Annotated in this window: 18 protein-coding genes and 3 pseudogenes; 18 read left to right on the plus strand and 3 right to left on the minus strand. The window is 42.5% G+C overall.

What is annotated here, in order from left to right:
- Nucleotides 1–13: 13 nt before the first annotated feature.
- Complete coding sequence (locus PW220_RS01150) at nt 14–1,627, plus strand: WG repeat-containing protein (RefSeq protein WP_248055303.1); 1,614 nt, start codon at nt 14–16, stop codon at nt 1,625–1,627.
- A gap of 251 nt (nt 1,628–1,878) precedes the next feature.
- On the opposite strand, the gene PW220_RS01155 is transcribed toward PW220_RS01150, so the two are convergent.
- The 3 genes from PW220_RS01155 to treP all read right to left on the minus strand — a co-directional run bounded on the left by PW220_RS01155 (nt 1,879) and on the right by treP (nt 5,952).
- Nucleotides 1,879–2,256 carry an iron chaperone gene (locus tag PW220_RS01155; protein ID WP_248055305.1) on the minus strand — a complete coding sequence of 126 codons (378 nt, stop codon included), beginning with the start codon at nt 2,254–2,256 and terminating at the stop codon, nt 1,879–1,881.
- Between the two features lie 49 nt (nt 2,257–2,305).
- Nucleotides 2,306–3,931 carry an alpha,alpha-phosphotrehalase gene (gene treC, locus PW220_RS01160; RefSeq protein WP_248055312.1) on the minus strand — a complete coding sequence of 542 codons (1,626 nt, stop codon included), beginning with the start codon at nt 3,929–3,931 and terminating at the stop codon, nt 2,306–2,308.
- An 80-nt stretch (nt 3,932–4,011) separates the two neighbouring features.
- Entirely contained in the window at nt 4,012–5,952 is a 1,941-nt protein-coding gene (gene treP / locus PW220_RS01165) for a PTS system trehalose-specific EIIBC component (protein WP_248055315.1), read from the minus strand.
- 408 nt (nt 5,953–6,360) lie between these two features.
- Here treP and treR point away from each other — a divergent pair, with 408 nt between their 5' ends.
- The 17 genes and pseudogenes from treR (at nt 6,361) to PW220_RS01245 (ending at nt 18,504) form a co-directional block, all read left to right on the plus strand.
- Nucleotides 6,361–7,074, plus strand: coding sequence for a trehalose operon repressor (gene treR / locus PW220_RS01170; protein WP_248055318.1), 714 nt, complete (start codon nt 6,361–6,363; stop codon nt 7,072–7,074).
- Between the two features lie 55 nt (nt 7,075–7,129).
- A complete protein-coding gene (locus PW220_RS01175) occupies nt 7,130–7,441 on the plus strand; it encodes a hypothetical protein (protein WP_105117655.1) in 312 nt (103 codons plus the stop codon).
- Nucleotides 7,438–7,986: a CvpA family protein gene (locus tag PW220_RS01180; RefSeq protein WP_248055321.1), complete on the plus strand. Its 549-nt coding sequence runs from the start codon at nt 7,438–7,440 to the stop codon at nt 7,984–7,986. Before PW220_RS01175 ends, PW220_RS01180 begins: the two co-directional genes overlap by 4 nt.
- A gap of 35 nt (nt 7,987–8,021) precedes the next feature.
- Nucleotides 8,022–10,355 carry an endonuclease MutS2 gene (locus PW220_RS01185; RefSeq protein WP_248055324.1) on the plus strand — a complete coding sequence of 778 codons (2,334 nt, stop codon included), beginning with the start codon at nt 8,022–8,024 and terminating at the stop codon, nt 10,353–10,355.
- 18 nt (nt 10,356–10,373) lie between these two features.
- A pseudogene (locus tag PW220_RS01190) lies at nt 10,374–11,086 on the plus strand (GNAT family N-acetyltransferase).
- A gap of 39 nt (nt 11,087–11,125) precedes the next feature.
- Nucleotides 11,126–11,329 (plus strand): annotated as a pseudogene (locus PW220_RS10320) (triacylglycerol lipase); the annotation flags it as partial.
- Nucleotides 11,330–11,414: 85 nt separating this feature from the next.
- A complete protein-coding gene (locus PW220_RS01195) occupies nt 11,415–11,792 on the plus strand; it encodes a DUF1310 family protein (protein ID WP_248044032.1) in 378 nt (125 codons plus the stop codon).
- A 7-nt stretch (nt 11,793–11,799) separates the two neighbouring features.
- Nucleotides 11,800–12,171: pseudogene (locus PW220_RS01200) on the plus strand (triacylglycerol lipase); the annotation flags it as partial.
- 68 nt (nt 12,172–12,239) lie between these two features.
- Entirely contained in the window at nt 12,240–12,620 is a 381-nt protein-coding gene (locus PW220_RS01205) for a DUF1310 family protein (RefSeq protein ID WP_002935927.1), read from the plus strand.
- A gap of 69 nt (nt 12,621–12,689) precedes the next feature.
- Entirely contained in the window at nt 12,690–12,977 is a 288-nt protein-coding gene (locus PW220_RS01210; RefSeq protein ID WP_238595317.1) for a hypothetical protein, read from the plus strand.
- A 47-nt stretch (nt 12,978–13,024) separates the two neighbouring features.
- Entirely contained in the window at nt 13,025–13,414 is a 390-nt protein-coding gene (locus tag PW220_RS01215) for a DUF1310 family protein (RefSeq protein ID WP_105113562.1), read from the plus strand.
- Entirely contained in the window at nt 13,407–13,754 is a 348-nt protein-coding gene (locus PW220_RS01220) for a hypothetical protein (protein ID WP_248055329.1), read from the plus strand. Before PW220_RS01215 ends, PW220_RS01220 begins: the two co-directional genes overlap by 8 nt.
- 47 nt (nt 13,755–13,801) lie before the next feature.
- Nucleotides 13,802–14,194, plus strand: a complete 393-nt coding sequence (locus PW220_RS01225) for a DUF1310 family protein (RefSeq protein WP_248055332.1) — start codon at nt 13,802–13,804, stop codon at nt 14,192–14,194.
- 143 nt (nt 14,195–14,337) lie between these two features.
- Entirely contained in the window at nt 14,338–14,652 is a 315-nt protein-coding gene (gene trxA, locus PW220_RS01230) for a thioredoxin (RefSeq protein ID WP_002941035.1), read from the plus strand.
- A 51-nt stretch (nt 14,653–14,703) separates the two neighbouring features.
- Nucleotides 14,704–15,642, plus strand: a complete 939-nt coding sequence (msrB, locus tag PW220_RS01235; protein WP_248055335.1) for a peptide-methionine (R)-S-oxide reductase MsrB — start codon at nt 14,704–14,706, stop codon at nt 15,640–15,642.
- 242 nt (nt 15,643–15,884) lie between these two features.
- Nucleotides 15,885–17,870, plus strand: coding sequence for a DUF1430 domain-containing protein (locus PW220_RS01240; protein ID WP_248055337.1), 1,986 nt, complete (start codon nt 15,885–15,887; stop codon nt 17,868–17,870).
- 1 nt (nt 17,871) lies between these two features.
- On the plus strand, nt 17,872–18,504 hold the full coding sequence (locus PW220_RS01245; protein WP_248055340.1) for an ABC transporter ATP-binding protein: 633 nt from the start codon (nt 17,872–17,874) through the stop codon (nt 18,502–18,504).
- The last annotated feature ends 71 nt before the right edge of the window (nt 18,505–18,575 follow it).

Raw genomic sequence — 18,575 nt, forward strand, 5'->3', positions numbered from 1 at the left:
AAGAGGTACTATGATGTCACTATTATTATTGAAAAAGAATGGTTTGTTTGGTTTGATGACAGTAGATGGAACAATGATTTTTCCACCACTTTATTCCGAAATATCCGAATATTCTAATGGTCTGATTGCAGTCAGAAAAGACAAGCTCTGGGGTTACTTAGATGAAGAAGGTCAGCTGGCAATTCCTTTCCAATTTACAGAGGCTAAGAAATTCTCAGCCAAGGGGGCAGCGCCTGTTAAATTTAATCACTCACCTAGTTCGTGGGGAATTATTGATCGGACAGGTAAGCAACTCAATAAGAAATTGAACTTTGATCAGGGTTACCATGCGATTTCAGAATTCTCGGAAGAAGGATTAGCCATAGCTCAGCACTATCAAACCTATTGCTTGCTTGGGGAAGATGGACGGATTGTAAACAACCAATTCTATGCTAGTATTCATAAATTAGATTTGAGCAATACCTATCTAATTCGTGAGTTGAGTTCCTACATAGCTGTCAATGAAGATATGGATGTTATTTTTAGGTCGGAAAAGCACTATGATGAAATTTCCTCTATGTCCCATGGGATGCGGCAGGTAGTTATGGATGACTTGGTTGGCTATGTAGATGAAACAGGCCGAGAAGTCATTCCTTGTCAGTACCAATTGGCTTATGAATTTGCGGAGAATGGTCTGGCTCCTGTCCAGTTCGACAATGGTTTGTTTGGTTACATCAATAAAGAGAATGATCTTGTCATAGAACCTCAGTTTGACGATGCCTCTATTTTTGAAAATGGTTTGGCTCCTGTTACAAAAGATGGCAAGACCTGGTTTATCAATGAAAAGGGCGAGGCTGTCTTTGGGATGACCTTTGCGGCTGCCTCTCATTTTGCGGGTGGTTTGTCAAATGTGACCTTGCATACTGGTCAAACTGCTTTTGTAAATACCTCTGGTCAAATCGTTTTCTACTATCCATCCGAATGGGAAGTGGAAAAGTTTACAAGTAAGGACATCACAACCTTCAAGGTTGGGGATGAAGTAGGTATCATCAATAAGCAGGGAGATGTTGTTGTATCAGCTTGTTGCGAGAGTTTGAAGGTGAGTGAGTTTGGTAATCTGCATCCCTATAAACAAAATGGGCTCTGGGGTTATATTGATGGTGAAGGGAATATTGTCTTTAAAAATCAATTTTTACGAGCCAGCACCTTTGGGGCAAATGGTTTAGCTAGTGTCCAAATTGAACGAGCAGTGGCTGTAGAAGACCAAGTAATAGAAGAAGATGGTGATGAGATCATTATTGAGATGGATGAAGAGAAATCAATCTTTTGGAATATTATCAACGAAGATGGTCACATCTTGTTCCAGTCAGAAGATTTAGACTTCCTCTCAGGATTTGGTTCAAGCCCTTATGCCTACTGTGTAGAAGATGGCAAGTATTACTTTATCAATGCAGAAGGGGTTCGATTTGGTAAGGGAGATGAGTTTATGTCGACATTCTGTGACGGCGAAGCGATCGCTGTGCAATCAGGTTATCACAAGCATTTGGATGCATTTGGACAGGAGCTAAATCTGGATAAGTTTGGTCTGGTTCGCTTGTCGGAGGATTTTGAATTGATGGTTGATCTTGATTTTGAAAAGGAGAATTAACATGAAAACATTTATTACGGAACTGGTGGCACTAAAAAATACTGATTGGGTACAGCACCAAGTGCTCAATCAGTCTACTCCTAATATGTGATCCATTAGGGCATTACAAACGATGGATAATCAAAAAAACAGCTATCTCCCCCCTGGGATAGCTGTTTCTGTAATATAATTATAACAGTATTTCTTGAAAAATAGCTAAAAATACTACGATTTTTTTGAAGTTATTTTCCAGGCAGATTTTCATTCGTTTCTTATCTCCAGAACTTATCATAGCCTTTCTTCTCGTCCATGTTATAGGCGATGATATTGCGGAGAAGGTCCCAGTTGACTTCTTGGTCTTCCTTGATTTTGAAGAGGTTGGAGGTTGCTTCGTAGCCTGCTTCCTTGATGTCCTTGGCAAAGGTTTCCATAGTGACCGTTTCAGGTGCAATGGAAATGTGAGCCTTGGCAGTAGAGAAACCAATGATAAAGGTTCCGTCCATGATAAACATGGGCTGGTTCCATTTGATTTCTGTGGTTAGACTTGGAAATTCTTGCTGGATTTGGGTGAAGATTCTTGCCAGTTTGTCCTTCAAGACAGGATTGTTGACCTTGTTCAAAAATTCTTGGAGCATAATGTTCCTTTCCATTTTTTATTTCATTCTATCACAAAAGAGGAGCGGGCTCCTCTTTTCTTGCTTATTTCACTATAATCGCTAAAGCTTGATAAGGTTTCAAGCTAATTTTTTTACCGAGTTTGCTGTCAGGATAGTTGCTGATGAGGACTTGACCGTGGGCATAGTCGTCTGCCAGGTCTAGTTCAACCTCTTCTGCGAAGAAATTGTTGAGGACCAACAGTTTTTTGTCATTTAGCAAGCGTTCAAAGGCATAGACTTTCTGGCTGTCCTTATAGGCTGCCTTGTAGTCCCCTTCTGAAATCAGAGGGAGTTCTTTCCGCAGGCGAATGAGTTCTTGGTAGAAGGTGAAGATTGGACCTGTTTTTTCCTGCTCAACGTTAATGGTTGGGTAGGATTTGCCAGCCTTTAGCCAAGGAGTTCCTGTTGAGAAGCCTGCATTGTCAGAAGCATCCCATTGCATCGGAGTGCGGGAATTGTCACGGGACTTGGCCTGGATAATCTTGAAGGCCTGTTCAGGTGCGTGACCTTGGTCCAAGAGCATCTGATAGGCATTGATAGATTCCACATCGACGTAGTCGTCCATGCTGTCGTAATCGGGGTCAATCATGCCGATTTCCTCGCCCATGTAGATGTAAGGCGTACCGCGTGACAGGTGGATAGAGGCTGCTAGCATGGTTGCTCCTTCATTGCGGAAACTTTCCACATCAACAAAGCGGTTGAGGGCACGAGGCTGGTCGTGGTTGTTGTAGAAAAGAGCGTTCCAGCCATTTCCGATGGACATTTCTTCCCCCCAAGTGTGGAAGAGGCGTTTAAGTTCCTCAAAGTTGAAGTCCATAATGGTCCATTTTTGACCGTCCTTGTAGTCCACTTTCAAGTGGTGGAAGTTGAAGGCCATGGACAATTCTTCCCGCTCAGGAGCTGTGTAGAGAATGCAGTTCTCAATGGTGGTGGCAGACATTTCCCCGACGGTCATGAAGCCTTTTTCTGCTCCAAAAGTAGCATTGTTCATCATCTTGAGGTAGTCGTGGGTGATTGGGCGGTCGGTGTAAGCAGGCTTACCGTCATTGATTGGGCAGTCTTCGAGGACTTCGTCCTTACCAATCAGGTTAATGACATCGAAGCGGAAGCCTTTGACACCCTTGTCTTTCCAGAAGTTGACCACTTTGAAGAGTTCCTCGCGGACATGAGGATTTCGCCAGTTGAGGTCGGCTTGGGTCACGTCAAAGAGGTGGAGGTAGTATTTCCCAGTATCTCCAAAAGGAGCCCAGGCATTGCCACCAAATTTAGACACCCAGTCAGTTGGCTGGTCACGCAGGATAAAGAAATCCTGGTAGTATTCGTCGCCTGCTAGGGCTTTTTGGAACCATTCGTGGTCGGTTGAGCAGTGGTTGAGGACCATGTCCAGCATGAATTCAATACCCAGCTCTTTACCGACTGTCACCATTTCTTCAAAGTCAGCCATGGTGCCGAAATCAGGATTGACAGCTGTATAATCAGAAATATCATAACCGTTGTCCCGTTGCGGACTTGGGTAGAAAGGATTGAGCCAGATCATGTCAATGCCTAATTCCTTTAGATAAGGAAGTTTTTCAATAATTCCTCGTAAATCCCCGACACCATTTCCTGTCGTGTCCTTATATGATTTGGGGTAGATTTGATAAACAACCTTCCGTTTGTCTATTGTCATTTTGCTCTCTCTTTCTTGAATTGTCTTGGTTGATAAAGCAATGATAGGAGGTGCAAGTTACCCTGCGCCCTCCTAGTACATTAATTCTTTTTAGCGGTTAGGATAGCTTGTCCACGTTCTACTGAACGAGGAAGTTCTCCAAGAACCTCTGTATTGAAATCAGTTTGATTTGTTACGATGACAGGTGTTTCTGTTACCAGACCGGCAGCCTGGATAACATCGATGTCAAAGCTAATCAATTTGTCACCTGCTTTAACCTTGTCACCTTGTTTGACATGGGCTGTAAAGCCTTTTCCTTCCAAGCTGACAGTATCCATGCCGATGTGCATTAGTAATTCCAGACCATTTGCAGCAGTGATACCAACTGCATGGTTGGTTGGGAAGAGTACAGATACTTCACCATCAACAGGTGCTACCAGAAGACCTTCACTCGGATTGATTAGGACACCTTGTCCCATGACACCTGATGCGAATACAGGGTCAGTTGCCTGTGATAATTCTTTTGCTTGACCAGTTAGGGGGCTGATCAAATCAGATTTTTCTCCTGAGGAAACGCTTGGAGTTACGCTTTTTACTTCTTCAGGAGCCTCATCCTTTTTTGCAAATAGTCCTGCACGTTTGAAAACAACTGTCAAAATCATTGGAACTACAATTGCTACCAACATAGTGAGGGCAAATACTCCCCAGTATTCAGCCTTGATAGACAAGATACCTGGAAGACCACCGATACCGATAGAAGCAGCTTGGATGTTAAAGGTTACAGATAATAGACCAGCAATACTTGAACCGATCATAGCCGCTACGAATGGGTAAACGTATTTGACGTTGACACCAAAGAGGGCTGGTTCAGTGATACCAAGGTAGGCAGAAATGGTTGCTGGAAGCGAAATTTGTGCCTCTTTTTCATTCTTACGGTTCATGAGGAAGTAGGCAAATACTGCTGAACCTTGAGCGATGTTTGAAAGTGCGATCATTGGCCATAGACCAGTACCACCAGCATCTGCAATCAATTGGGTATCGATGGCGTTGGTCATGTGGTGAAGACCAGTGATAACGAATGGCGCATAAAGGGCACCAAATACAGCACCGAAGAGCCATTTTACAGGACCAGTTAGACCAGCCAATACAATAGTTGACATCCATTGACCGATAGTCCAACCAAGAGGACCAAGGACAGTATGAGCTAAGATAAGTGCTGGCAGAAGGGAGAGGAATGGTACGAAAATCATCGATACCACTTCAGGAACAACCTTGCGCCAGAAGATTTCTAGGTAAGAAAGGGCCAAACCTGCCAAGAGGGCTGGGATAACCTGTGCTTGGTAACCGATACGAGCGATTGAGAAGAAGCCGAAGTTCCAAGACCAGTCGCTAGCGATGGTTGCAGCATCTGTACCAGGTACTGCGTAAGCGTTGAGCAATTGTGGAGAAACCAAACAGATACCGAGGACGATACCGAGGATCTGAGATGTACCCATCTTACGAGATACAGACCAAGTGATACCTACTGGTAGGTAGTGGAAGATGGCTTCACCTGGCAACCAGAGGAAGTGGTTGACACCGTTCCAGAATGGTGATACTTCAACGATTGTCTTCCCATTCAAAGCAGACCATTGTACGCCTTCCAATACGTTACGGAAACCAAGGATCAAACCGCCGACGATAAGGGCTGGGATGATCGGCGTGAAGATTTCTGCCAACATAGTCATCACGCGTTGGATGGCATTTTGGTTGCTTTTAGCTGCTGACTTGGCTGCTTCTTTCGATACACCTTCGATACCAGATACGGCTGTGAAGTCGTTGTAGAAAAGAGGGACATCGTTACCGATGATAACTTGGAACTGACCAGCATTGGTGAAGGTTCCTTTTACGGTTGGAAGGTCTTCGATGACTTTGACATTTGCTTTTTTGTCATCTGCAAGAACAAAACGCATCCGTGTCGCACAGTGAGAAACTGCTGTGACATTGTCTTTGCCGCCAATAGCGTCCAAGAGCTGTTTGGCTTCTTTTTCAAATTTTCCCATATATTATTCCTTCTAGGCACAATTGGGCTAGTGCCGTTCCCATATTTTTTAGTCATTTAGCTTCTCTCTTGGTACTTTGCTAACTCGCTTTGCCGTACTCTATGAGGGTTACATTTTATCAGCAGTATGATTTTTAACCTTCAATAGTCGCTGCTCTGACTGTTGGAGCAGCCAGTAGCTAGTTGCTTAGTACCAAAAGTAAACTAAAAGACTTTGTTTTCCGATTTATCATGTTTTAGAGGGACACAACAAATTGGATATACGAAATTTGTACGGACAAATTTCGTTTGTGCTATTATTGTATCCGATTTCAAAAAATAATGCAAGCCCTTTTACTTAAATTTTTTAAAATTTTGTTATAATAGTGATGTTGTATGATAGAAAGCAGTCAATATATGGGGTTAAAAAATGAAAAAATACCAAGAAATTTATCATGATTTAAAGGAAAAAATCCGTACAAATCTATATCCTGCAGAAACGTCCTTACCGACCGAACAACAATTGCAGGAAATCTATGGGGTTAGTCGGGACACGGTACGCAAGGCCTTGGCTATGTTGACAGAAGGAGGGCTCATCCAAAAGGTTCAGGGACGTGGTTCCATGGTCTTGAAGCAAGAGATCTTGAATTTTCCTGTTTCTGGCTTAACCTCCTATCAGGAATTGACCAACTCTCTTCAATTGTCTAGTCAGACACAGGTTGTCAGTCTAGAACAGGTGACGGTCAACAGCAGTCTGGCTAGTTTGACAGGTTTTGAACCCTATAGCAAGGTCTGGAAAGTTGTCCGTACACGTTCTATTGATGGGAAGGTTTCTGTAGTGGATACGGACTATTTGGCTGAGGAGTTGGTTCCTGAGTTGACTTTTGAGATTGCGGAGAAGTCCATCTATGAATACCTAGAAGGTCAGTTGGGCTTGGATATCGCCTATGCGCAAAAGGAAATTACGGTGGAGCCTACCAGTCGGGAAGAACGTGATTTGATGCAGTGCCAGGATGATTATTTGGTTCTCATCAAGTCCCGGGTCTATCTGGGGGATACAAGACAGTTCCAATATACAGAAAGCAAGCATAAGATTGATAAATTCCGATTTGTAGATTTTGCACGCAGAAAACATTCTTTGTAGGATATGGATTAGCAAAATCATCTATTTTATTGTATAATGGTAAGCGAGGTGTTTTATGGCAAACTTAAATCGATATAAATTTACATTTGGTGAGAAGCAATTAACCTTAACGACAGAACATGATAATCTCTTCATGGAAGAAATTGAGCGTGTTGCAACCGAAAAATATCAGGCAATCAAGGAAAAGATGCCAACGGCTGACCCTGAAACCTTGGCGCTTTTATTGGCAATCAACGCCCTCTCTGTTCAATTAACGCGTGAAATAGCTTTTGAGCAGACGGAGGCAGAGTTGGCCTCTGTAAAAGAAAAAGTATTGAAGAAAAATGTCACATTAGTTGATTTGGATGAACTTGAGGAGAAGGCATGATTTCATTAGTAATTTTGCTAATTTTGGCCTGGAGCTTCTATATTGGCTACAGTCGTGGCTTGGTCTTGCAGGCTTTCTATGGTCTATCTAGTATTTTGGCCCTGGTCATTGCAACGGCTACTTACAAGAAGTGGATAGCCTTTCTCTACCTTTGGGTGCCTTTTGCCAATGCCACTCAGGGTAGTTCGACCTATTACTTTGATGAAAACTATCTATTTGATTTGGACAAGGTATTCTATGCTGGTCTTGCCTTTCTTTTGATCTATATCCTGATCTATGGATTGGCACGTTTTGTGGGGATTTTTGTCCATCTGCTAGAGGAATTTAACCCGGATACAAGAACGACCAATCTTATTAGTGGTGCTATAGCTGTTTTGGTGACCTTTCTTTCCTTGCAGATTGTTTTGGTCTTGCTATCGACCATCCCCTTGGCAGCAATTCAAGATAGGCTCCATGGAAGTTTTCTGGCCAATTTTATGATTCAGTACACACCATTTACGAGTAGTTTTTTTAAATCTCTTTGGTTGAGTAATATTGCAGGGTAAGGGGAACCTTATCCTTTTTGACTAAGTAGGAAAATATGAATAGTAAAATTATTGAAAGCCTTGAATTTCACAAGGTTATAGGAAAAATCGAGCCCTATCTCTTGACGGAGCAGGGTTTGGAAGAATTAAGGCAGTTGGGGCCTATGGTGGAAGCCCACCGTATCCAGCAGGCCTTTGATGAGTTGACTGATATGGGACAAATCTTTGTCGAAAGTCCTTACTTTAACCTCTCAGCGACCAATGACATCAATCCAGCCATGCGCCGTTTGGAATTGGATACAGACCTAAATATCAGTGAGCTATTGGCCGTTAAGAAGGTATTGGAAGTATCTAAGTCCCTCTTGGATTTCTATGGCAATCTTGAAAATGTCAGCCTCAGTCAGTTGGACAAGCTCTTTGAGAAAATTGAGCTCTTTCCCCATCTACAAGGCTCGCTCCAGTCCATCAATGATGCTGGTTTTGTTGAGGATTTTGCTTCTGAAAAACTGGCCCGTATCCGCCGGAAAATCCGTGAAGCAGAGGATCAGGTCCGTCAGGTTATGCAGGATATTTTGAAGAACAAGAGCGATATGCTGTCAGATACTATCCTGGCTAGCAGGAACGGTCGCAATGTTCTTCCTGTAAAAAATACCTATCGGAATAAGATTGCAGGGGTTGTCCACGATATTTCCGCTTCTGGCTCGACCGTTTATATTGAACCACGGGCTGTAGTGAGTTTAAATGAAGACATAAGTCACTTGCGTGCAGAAGAACGGCATGAAATTAGTCGGATCTTGCAGGAATTGTCGGATATGTTGCGACCACATAGCAGCATCATTCGTAATAATGCTTGGGTCATTGGACATTTGGATTTTGTCCGTGCCAAACATCTTTTTGCGCGTGAGTACAAGGCGGTGGTTCCTAGGCTTTCTGATAAGCAGGATATTGCCCTGCTCAATGTCCGCCATCCTCTGATTGCTCAGCCTGTACCCAATGACCTTTATTTTGGTAGTCAGTTGACGGCTATTGTTATTACAGGTCCCAACACGGGTGGTAAGACTATCATGCTCAAGACCTTGGGTTTGACCCATCTTATGGCCCAGTCTGGCTTACCAATCTTGGCTGATAAGGGCAGTCGGGTCGCTGTTTTCAAGGAAATTTTTGCGGATATTGGTGATGAACAGTCCATCGAGCAGAGTTTATCAACCTTCTCCAGTCACATGACCCATACGGTAGCGATTTTGGCGGAGGCAGATCAGGATTCCCTCATTCTCTTTGACGAGTTGGGAGCTGGGACCGATCCCCAGGAGGGTGCGTCGCTGGCCATGGCTATTCTGGAAGACCTTCGCCTGCGGGGGATCAAGACCATGGCAACTACCCACTATCCGGAGCTCAAGGCCTATGGGATAGAAACCTCTGGTATTGAAAATGCCAGCATGGAATTTGACACCAATAGCCTGCGTCCGACCTATAAGTTTATGCAGGGTGTTCCTGGTCGCTCCAATGCCTTTGAAATTGCCCGTCGTTTGGGCTTATCAGACATCATTATCCAGTCGGCTCAGTCTTGGACTGATACAGATAGCGACGTCAACCGGATTATCGAGAAGTTAGAGAGCCAGACTGTTGAAAGTCGCCGTCGCCTAGATAAGATTCGTGAGGTGGAACAAGAAAACTTCAAGATGAACCGAGCCCTCCGCAAGCTCTATGATGAGCTCAATCGGGAGAGGGAAAACGAGCTTAACAAGGCCCGCTTGGAAGCCAAGGAAATTGTAGATATGGCATTGGCAGAAAGCGAGGATATTCTCAAAAATCTCCATGCGGCAGCTAGTCTTAAGCCCCACCAGATTATTGAAGCCAAGGCCGAGCTGAAAAAGTTGGCGCCTGAAGTGGTGGATTTGTCTAAAAACAAGGTTCTGAAGAAAGCCAAAATCCAGCGTGCTGCCAAGGTGGGCGATGACATTATCGTTACAGCTTATGGACAACGTGGCACCCTGACCAATCAACTAAAGGACGGCCGTTGGGAAGCCCAGGTGGGCTTGATTAAGATGACCTTGACCAAAGATGAGTTTGAACTGATCAAAGCGGAAAAAGCAGAGCAGCCTAAGAAGCGCCAGGTTCACACGGTCAAACGTGCCAATGTACGAGGACCAAAAGCCCGCTTAGACCTCCGTGGCAAACGCTACGAAGAGGCTATGATGGAGCTGGATGAATTTATCGACCAGGCCCTACTCAATAACCTAGCCCAAGTCGATATTGTTCATGGTATTGGTACTGGAGTTATCCGAGAAGGCGTGACCAAGTACCTCCGTCGCAACAAGCAAGTCAAGGAGTTCGGCTATGCCCCACAAAATGCAGGTGGCTCTGGCTGTACCATTGTGACCTTTAAGTAAGGAGGTATGAGTAACATTATGATTATCAGAAACTATCAAACCAGAGATGAAAAAGGATGGGTTTATTGCAAGGCGCTCAGCTATCTCTTTTCCCCATTCTTTGATGATAGGGAAACGGAGAAGCCCGAACTAATGACAGACGTTTATGACTACCGTGTGGAATGGGTGGCGGAAGTAGATGGCTCAAACGGTTTGGGGAACCGTTTGAGGTTGGAGATGGGACTTGCGTAGCAAGTTTCTGCTATTAAGTTGGTCTAATCGACATCGATATTTACACGGAAGAGTGCAGCCAGTCTTATATTTACGCACCGAGTAAGCGAACAGCTTATTTTACTAACCTAGCAGTCCACCCTGATTTTCAAGGACAGGGCATTGCCCAGGCGCTTTTTGAAATAGCAGAGCAGGAGTTGAGAGAGCAAGGTGTAGAGAAACTAGCGATCTTTACCAGAGAGGGAGATGTAGCCAATCATTTGTATCAAAAATGGGGAGGACAGTTAGTCTGTTCAGATTATCTTGTCATCGGTACACCTAAAGACACACCTTATGTCCGTTTTGGTGTCGATCTTCCCAATGCCAAATTGGCCTTTACAGATGAAACAGGTCAGCCAGCACCCTACTATCTCCGCGAAGGTGTCTATGTAGTTAGTGAAGAAAACGGCTTGGAGCTCTTTGACATCGATGATGTCTACCAAGAATTAACCTATGTAGTGGATTTGACAGAGAAAAGTTGAAAAGGTTCAACTTTTTTCTTTTGGCAATGAACCTGGCAAGTCAAGGGGCTGATTCATAATTATGCAGATCCCAAAGACCCTGTCAGTATGGTTGGGCGTGACCTAGACAAAGGAAGTTTAGATTCCGTTGGGATGGTCCACTTCGTGGAAAGTAAGGATATCGATCTTGGCAATCAGCACATGACCTATGGCTATCAGTTAGACTCTTCTGGCAATATTGAGGTCCTACAGACTTCTTCCACTTAATATATTTAAACCACTAAATTTATGTTATACTATGAGGTAAGAAATGCTCTTACTTGATAGGATTTCATAAAGGAGGTTTGGAATGAAAAAAGTAATGAAGATTATTATCGGCATTTTGTTAGTAATCGTGATTGGAATAGGAGGAATTAAGCTGATGCAAAAAATTGAGCACGACCAGATGGTGGAGATTGTGAAGAGTGAGGGGGTGAGGGGAATTATTGAGAAAACTTTAGTAAACGAAGATCCTCAAGCTCTCACTCAAAATGGTCTTATAAAAAGTTATAAAATTGACTACTCTACCATTAGAAAAAATCCAATGGGTGGAATTATGTTTAATGTGATAATAAACGATGATGCAAAACTATACGGAAGATTCGGATTGCAAAAAGAATTTGAAGAATTCCGAGGAACAGGTATGGATTTATCTTCGGAATTAGCAACTTTATTAGAAAGGAAGTAAATATGGAATGGTATATACAGACAAAGATAGAGTAGATATTGCATGGAAACAATATTCAAATTATTCTATGGGTGACGTTGTTAAAATAAATGATAATCAATACACCATCGGCACAGTACGTAAGGTACTCAAAGATGCAACAGGTTTGGATGGCTATGTGGTTGAAGAGCCTGACGGCAATGTGATAGTCTTGTTCCAAGGTTCTAAAGGTCCAGGGAAGGAAGGCGCTGCAGCAGATTGGCTGGATAATGATTTGCCGATGGCGCACAATATTATATCTAATAAGTCAGAAGTGACGCCCCAACTTCAGTCTGCTTCCAGAAGTCTGAACCAGGTTCTGAAGGACTACCCTAATGCTCAAATTACAGTCTACGGTCACTTATTTTATGCTATACTATGAGGTAAGAAATGCTCTTGCTTGATAGGATTTCATAAAGGAGGTCTAAGATGAAAAAAGTAATGAAAGTTATTATCGGCATTTTGTTAGTAATCGTGATTGGAATAGGAGGAATTGGATATATGCAACACAAGGAACATGAGAAAATGGTCGCTATCGCTACTAGCGAGGAGGCGAGGAAGGTTTATGAAGATAAAATTAGAAGAGAGGAGTCAGTTGCCTTTACTAATCAAGGGGTCATTCGAACTTATAAAATTGATGAGGCTAGTTTAGAATATAATCCAATGGGAGGACTTATGGTTGACGTATTTATAAATGACGATAGAGAAGCATATATTAGTTTTAATTTGATTGATAACGGAGATGGGACATATAGTTCGGCGTATTATATTATTTCAGCTAAATTTAATCATCTACTAGAAATGGAATAAAGAAAAATGGTTAAAAAATATATAGATGATCTCAGTCTCCAAACCGCTATGACTGAATATAACTCTAGTATGGTTAAAGGTAATGAAGTCCAAGATCAATACGATCGAAGTATTGGTTATGTCACCCTCGACTTTGACAATGAGAATGGCAATGGTGAACAGGTTTATGCTGTTGTGAAAGATCCAAACCTGCCCGAAGACCAGGTTACGGAAGTTACGGTTCTCTTTCGAGGCTCGACTGGACCAAATGAAGTGTTGACAAAACCTGCAGATGTGTGGAATGACTGGGTTGAAAACGATCTTTTTTTAGGTTTGCGCGTCTTTATATATAGGCATCGCATTTATGCTATACTATGAGGTAAGAAAGCGTCTTACTTGATAGGATTTCATAAAGGAGGTCTAGGATGAAAAAAGTTGTCAAAATACTAGTTGGTGTTATTATCGCCATAGCACTTGGAATTGGAGGAATTGGATATATGCAACACAAGGAACATGAGGAGATGGTCGCTATTGCTACTAGTGAGGAAGCGAAGGCAGTATACAAAGAAATGATTCTTTTTGAGGACCCCGAAGCATTTACTGATAAAGGAATTGTTACTTCTTATACAATTGATACAGACAGTCTATACTACAATCCCATGGGAGGAATGGAAGTAACTCTATTTATTAATGGTGAAAAAGAACTTGAATTTCAATGTGGAATCGTAGAGAACGATAAAGGTCAATTAGAGTCAACGGGTTATGTCTATACGGCTGAATTATCTGAGTTGTTTAAGGAGGGACAACATGAGTAGTAATTTTGTCAATGATCCCCAACTTCAAATTGGAATGACTCAGTATAAAAAATTAATAGAGGGAAGGGTAGCAAAAACGCCAAATGGTCAATCTATAGGCACAGTCACCCTCGACTTCGACAATGAGAATGGCAATGGTGAACAGGTTTATGCTGTCGTGAAAGATCCAAACCTGCCCAAAGACCAAGTGTTGGAAGTAACGGTACTATTTCGAGGCTCGACTGGACCAAATGAAGTGTTGTCAAAACCTGCAGATGTGTGGAATGACTGGGTTGAAAACGATCTTTTTTTAGGTTTGCGCGTCTTTATATGTAAGCATCGCATTTATGCTATACTATGAGGTAAGAGGTGCTCTTATTTGATAGGATTTCATAAAGGAGGTCTGAAATGAAAACAGTTGTCAAAATACTAGTTGGCGTTATTGCTGCTATAGCACTTGGAATAGGAGGGATTAAGCTGATGCAAAAAATTGAGCACGATCAGATGGTAGAGGTTGTGAAGAGTGAGGAAGTGAGGGAGATCGTAGAAGAACAACTTAAATATCTAGATAATGAAGCTCTTTCAGAGGAAGGGCTGATAAAAACATATGAAATCGATGATTCTTCTATCATTCATAGTCCGATGGGAGGGATAAGTTTTAATGTTTTTTTGAATTCAGATAGAAAGTTAAGAGTGGTGTTCGAATTAGAAAAGGATTCAAATACAGGAAAAATTGAATACTCCGGGGGAGGGTATTCTTCTGAAGTGAAAAAACTAGTTGGAGAAATAAACAATGACTGAAAAGTATACTGATCGTGATTGACAGAAAATTGCCAACAAAGAGTTTAAGCATATCTATCTCATTTCTCTTCCGTAGCAAAAATTCGCTTTCTTTTTTTTTTTGGTGTAGAATGATAGTACCAAAATCAGAAATGGAGAAAATCATGGTTCAAGTTATTACAGATGCAAACTTTGAAGTTGAAACACAAGAAGGCGTAGTCCTTGTTGACTTTTGGGCACCTTGGTGTGGTCCATGCCGCATGCAAGCACCAATCTTGGAACAATTAGCAGGCGAAGTGGACGAAGATGAGTTGCGCATCTACAAGATGGATGTGGATGAAAACCCAAACACAGCCCGTCAATTCGGTATTATGTCAATCCCAACCCTTTTGTTCAAAAAAGATGGACAGGTTGTGAAACAAGTTGCTGGTGTTCACACCAAAGACCAAATCAAAGCAATCTTGGCAGAGATTGGTTAATCAGGTAGGTTGAGGAAACTCAGCCTTTTTCTGCATCGAAAGGAAACTCACATGAAAGAAATCTACCTAGCAGGCGGTTGTTTCTGGGGGCTGGAAGGCTACTTTTCCCAGATTGATGGCATTCTAGACACCAGCGTTGGCTATGCCAATGGACAGGTGGAGACGACCAATTATCAACTCCTCAAACAAACAGACCACGCAGAGACGCTCTATCTAGCCTATGACGAGGCTCGTATCAATTTGCGGGAAATTCTCCTTTACTATTTCCGCGTCATTGATCCCTTTTCTGTCAATCAGCAGGGGCCTGACAAGGGTCGCCAGTATCGGACTGGTATCTATTACACAGATGAGGCTGATTTGCCGACCATCGAGCAGGTCATGACGGAGCAGTCCCAGCTCTTTGGCGGACGCCCACTAGCCGTTGAGGTGGAGCCACTCGCGCATTACATCCCCGCCGAAGACTACCATCAGGATTATCTCAAGAAAAATCCCCAAGGGTACTGCCATATCGATCTTGGGCAGGCAAAAATCCCTCTGATTGATGTTGCAGACTACCAAAAGCCAGACCAGCAAGTCTTAAAAGACAGCTTGACTAAACTCCAGTACCAAGTCACTCAAGAAGCTGCGACGGAAAGACCCTTCGAAAATGAGTTTTGGAATAGCGACCAGGCTGGTATCTACGTCGATATTACGACTGGTGAGCCCCTCTTTCTCTCGACGGACAAATTCGACTCAGGCTGCGGCTGGCCCTCCTTTACCAAACCAATCAGCAAGGAAGTTGCGACTTATTTCCAAGATCTTTCCCACGGTATGAATCGCATTGAAGTTCGCAGTCGGGCTGGTCATGCTCATTTAGGTCATGTCTTTGATGACGGACCGCGTGACAAGGGTGGATTACGTTACTGTATCAACTCAGCAGCCCTTCGTTTCATACCGAGAGAGGAAATGGAAGAAGCAGGATATGGCTTGTTTTTGGAACTACTTAAATAAATTTAGTAACGTAGGAAGTCTATTCGTCAAGAATAGGCTTTTTTGTGTCAAAATAGTATATTTAAACATATAATTTTGATATAATGATTTATACATAGATAATATTTTAGTTGAAGAAGTGGCTATTTTGCTGTTAATCAACCAGTGCGCTGAGATATTAAAGCGAACCCTGAGCAGAGACATTGGAATTTTTTCCTAGCCTATTTCTTGCATTTTAGAGAATAGGAAGACAGGTGATTGTGATGAAAGGAAAATTTGTGCTTGTATCGACTATCATTCTAGCTGTCTTTATGATCTGGTTGGGGGTTAGCCAAAAGGAAACTATGCTAGTTTATTATTATCCTTCTGTGACTACCTTGTCGGTATCTGAGGACGTGACTTACTCAGATGTAAGACAGCGATTAGAGGACTATTCTCAACAGACGGATAGTGTCATTGCCAGACGGGTGATTGAGCCAAGTACATCAGGCGGACGTACCTTTTCTTATGATAATTTTAGTCAAACTCCCCTACCAAGAGGACTAGAGGAATTTCAGGCATCAGAAAAAGTGGAGTCTGCACTTTTAACCAAGTATTTTATTTTCCAAGGGAAAGCGACGGTAGAGGAGCTTGGTTCTCTTCTTGTTTCGCTTGGATTTGATGAAGTTCAGATTCGGAAACCTTCGACTATTGCTACTTTACTCGCATTTCTGACCCAAGGAGGTCAATTCTTAGCCATACTGGTCTTTCTCATTACCTATATGGCTTTGGTCGTGATTGCCAATGTAAGGCAGTTGCGTACAGCAGGTATCCGTTTGATTGCAGGAGATTCACGTTGGCATTTATTTCTACTATCTCTACAGGAAAATGCGAAAGAGATAGCTCTAACTATCCCATTTGCGGTTCTTCCAGCAGTTGGACTGGCCTACCTCGTTGGATTAGATGGCTATTCTGTCTACTATCTGGTCGCAGCTCTAATGGGCTATCATTTCTTGCTTGGTTTGATTGTCCTTTTTTTCGCTGCTACATTTACCTTAGCCATTCGGACCTATCACTTTTTACCCTTGTTAAAAGGGAAGATGCCCCTGCAAGGAATCCTGACCATTATGGTTATGGGACAAATGCTGGCTCTACTGGTGGTGTCATTGGGTGTGGCTCAAACCGTCTATTATTCAGGGGTTTGGCAAGAATACCAAGCAGGTGCCCAGCAATGGGAGAATGAAAGGGATTACTATAGTTTAGCTTGGAATATTTCTGCGGATGGTCGCTCAGGACTAAATTCGCCTGAAAATTGGTATCCTTTACTAAAGCAAGCTTTGGAGGAAGACGGCGCGCTCTTTGTCAAAAGTAATTTGAATGCCTATTTAATGGGCTCCCAACTGGAAGATGGGACACGCCTTGACAGCTACCATCCAGCAGGCAACACTCTCTACGTTAGTCCAAATTATTTGCAGATACAGGATGTAAACTTAGCAGAAGGAGAAGTAGCGCTCTCTCTACAAGAAGGAGAATTTGAGCTTCTGTTGCCTGAAAAATTGCACCCTGAAAGTGATAGGTATCTCCATCTTTACCAAGATTATATCAATCGTATGGTTAGCCCTGCTAATCAAGCACGCTCAGCTACCATTAAGGGAAAAGTTGTTTATCTAAAAGATGGGCAGAAGCAGTTTATCTACAATCATCGTTCTGGTCAACATGTACAATACCTGACAGACCCCATTTTAGTTGTGCTGGCACCGTCAAGTCTGGGAAAAGATTCTGCTGACTTTTGGTTGAATGAAGTAGATAGCAGTATTTTATTTAAAAACAGAGATAAACTTTTGCGCGAATTGAAGGCAAGAAATCTGTTTCAGTTTGTCAATGAAGTGAAAAGTAGTTCCTCCCTCTTTACGGAACTTTTGGATCGTATTCGGATAGAGACCATTTCAACCTCTATGGGTGCCATTTTAGGGATTGTGACATCAATTGTCCTGTTTAATACCATGAATCTTCTATACTTTGAAGAATTTAAACGTGATATTTTGCTCAAGGAAATTGCAGGGATGGATTTTTGGGGTATTCATCAGAAATACCTAACGGTTCAGCTACTGGCCCTTTTATTAGCCTTGGGAGCGAGTGTAGTAGTAACAGGTTACATATTCATAAGTAGTATCAGTTTTATCTTGTTTCTGCTCAACGCGCTCTACTTATTGAGGTGGCAGGTGAGAAAAGAAGGAGCTTGGAATATCCGTATTTTGAAAGGAGCCTAGTATGTTTTCTATCCAATCAATTCAAAAGAAATTTGGGAAGCGCAGCTTGTTTTCTGATGTAACGCTAGACTTGCAGGCTGGAAAGGTCTATGCCTTGATAGGTGCCAGTGGTAGCGGCAAAACGACCTTGCTGAATATCTTAGCCAAGTTGGAGTCCTATGATGCAGGTGACATTCTCTACAAGGGAAAGGATTTGAAAAAGTTGAAGCCCCATCTCTTTTTTAGGGAGGAATTAGGCTATCTCTTTCAGAATTTTGGTTTGTTAGAAAGTCAGACAATCAAAGAAAATCTGGATTTGGGACTGATTGGTCAGAAATTGTCCAAAGACGAAAGGAAATCGAGGCAGGAAGTGGCACTTGATGCAGTTGGTCTGTCTTATCTGGGCCTGTCCCAGCCTATCTATGAACTCTCAGGAGGAGAAGCCCAGCGGGTAGCTCTTGCTAAAGTCATTCTGAAAAATCCGCCATTGATTTTGGCAGATGAGCCGACGGCTGCTTTAGACCCTAAGAGCTCCCAAGAAATTATGGATATTTTGTTATCTTTGAAAAGTCCAGATAGACTAATTGTGATTGCCACCCATAATCCTTTGATTTGGGAGCGAGCAGATGTCATCATAAGAATGGAAGACCTATAATTTTTCAAAAAATATTCTTGATTTTTCCCGAAAAATAGTCTAGAATAGAGCAAGATAAAACTGAATAACCG

This window comes from Streptococcus sp. 29892 (assembly GCF_032594935.1).
In the GTDB taxonomy this organism is placed as follows: Bacteria; Bacillota; Bacilli; order Lactobacillales; family Streptococcaceae; genus Streptococcus; species Streptococcus hyiners.

What these genes read in the sequence shown, in the direction of transcription:
- treR (WP_248055318.1), top strand. Translation starts at nt 6,361, where the DNA reads ATGAAAAAATACCAAGAAATTTATCATGATTTAAAGGAAAAAATCCGT.
- PW220_RS01225 (WP_248055332.1), top strand. Translation starts at nt 13,802, where the DNA reads ATGAAAACAGTTGTCAAAATACTAGTTGGCGTTATTGCTGCTATAGCA.
- PW220_RS01215 (WP_105113562.1), top strand. Translation starts at nt 13,025, where the DNA reads ATGAAAAAAGTTGTCAAAATACTAGTTGGTGTTATTATCGCCATAGCA.
- msrB (WP_248055335.1), top strand. Translation starts at nt 14,704, where the DNA reads ATGAAAGAAATCTACCTAGCAGGCGGTTGTTTCTGGGGGCTGGAAGGC.
- PW220_RS01185 (WP_248055324.1), top strand. Translation starts at nt 8,022, where the DNA reads ATGAATAGTAAAATTATTGAAAGCCTTGAATTTCACAAGGTTATAGGA.
- PW220_RS01205 (WP_002935927.1), top strand. Translation starts at nt 12,240, where the DNA reads ATGAAAAAAGTAATGAAAGTTATTATCGGCATTTTGTTAGTAATCGTG.
- PW220_RS01155 (WP_248055305.1), bottom strand. Translation starts at nt 2,256, where the DNA reads ATGGAAAGGAACATTATGCTCCAAGAATTTTTGAACAAGGTCAACAAT.
- PW220_RS01210 (WP_238595317.1), top strand. Translation starts at nt 12,690, where the DNA reads ATGGTTAAAGGTAATGAAGTCCAAGATCAATACGATCGAAGTATTGGT.
- PW220_RS01245 (WP_248055340.1), top strand. Translation starts at nt 17,872, where the DNA reads ATGTTTTCTATCCAATCAATTCAAAAGAAATTTGGGAAGCGCAGCTTG.
- PW220_RS01180 (WP_248055321.1), top strand. Translation starts at nt 7,438, where the DNA reads ATGATTTCATTAGTAATTTTGCTAATTTTGGCCTGGAGCTTCTATATT.
- PW220_RS01195 (WP_248044032.1), top strand. Translation starts at nt 11,415, where the DNA reads ATGAAAAAAGTAATGAAGATTATTATCGGCATTTTGTTAGTAATCGTG.
- treP (WP_248055315.1), bottom strand. Translation starts at nt 5,952, where the DNA reads ATGGGAAAATTTGAAAAAGAAGCCAAACAGCTCTTGGACGCTATTGGC.
- PW220_RS01220 (WP_248055329.1), top strand. Translation starts at nt 13,407, where the DNA reads ATGAGTAGTAATTTTGTCAATGATCCCCAACTTCAAATTGGAATGACT.
- treC (WP_248055312.1), bottom strand. Translation starts at nt 3,931, where the DNA reads ATGACAATAGACAAACGGAAGGTTGTTTATCAAATCTACCCCAAATCA.
- PW220_RS01240 (WP_248055337.1), top strand. Translation starts at nt 15,885, where the DNA reads ATGAAAGGAAAATTTGTGCTTGTATCGACTATCATTCTAGCTGTCTTT.
- trxA (WP_002941035.1), top strand. Translation starts at nt 14,338, where the DNA reads ATGGTTCAAGTTATTACAGATGCAAACTTTGAAGTTGAAACACAAGAA.
- PW220_RS01175 (WP_105117655.1), top strand. Translation starts at nt 7,130, where the DNA reads ATGGCAAACTTAAATCGATATAAATTTACATTTGGTGAGAAGCAATTA.
- PW220_RS01150 (WP_248055303.1), top strand. Translation starts at nt 14, where the DNA reads ATGTCACTATTATTATTGAAAAAGAATGGTTTGTTTGGTTTGATGACA.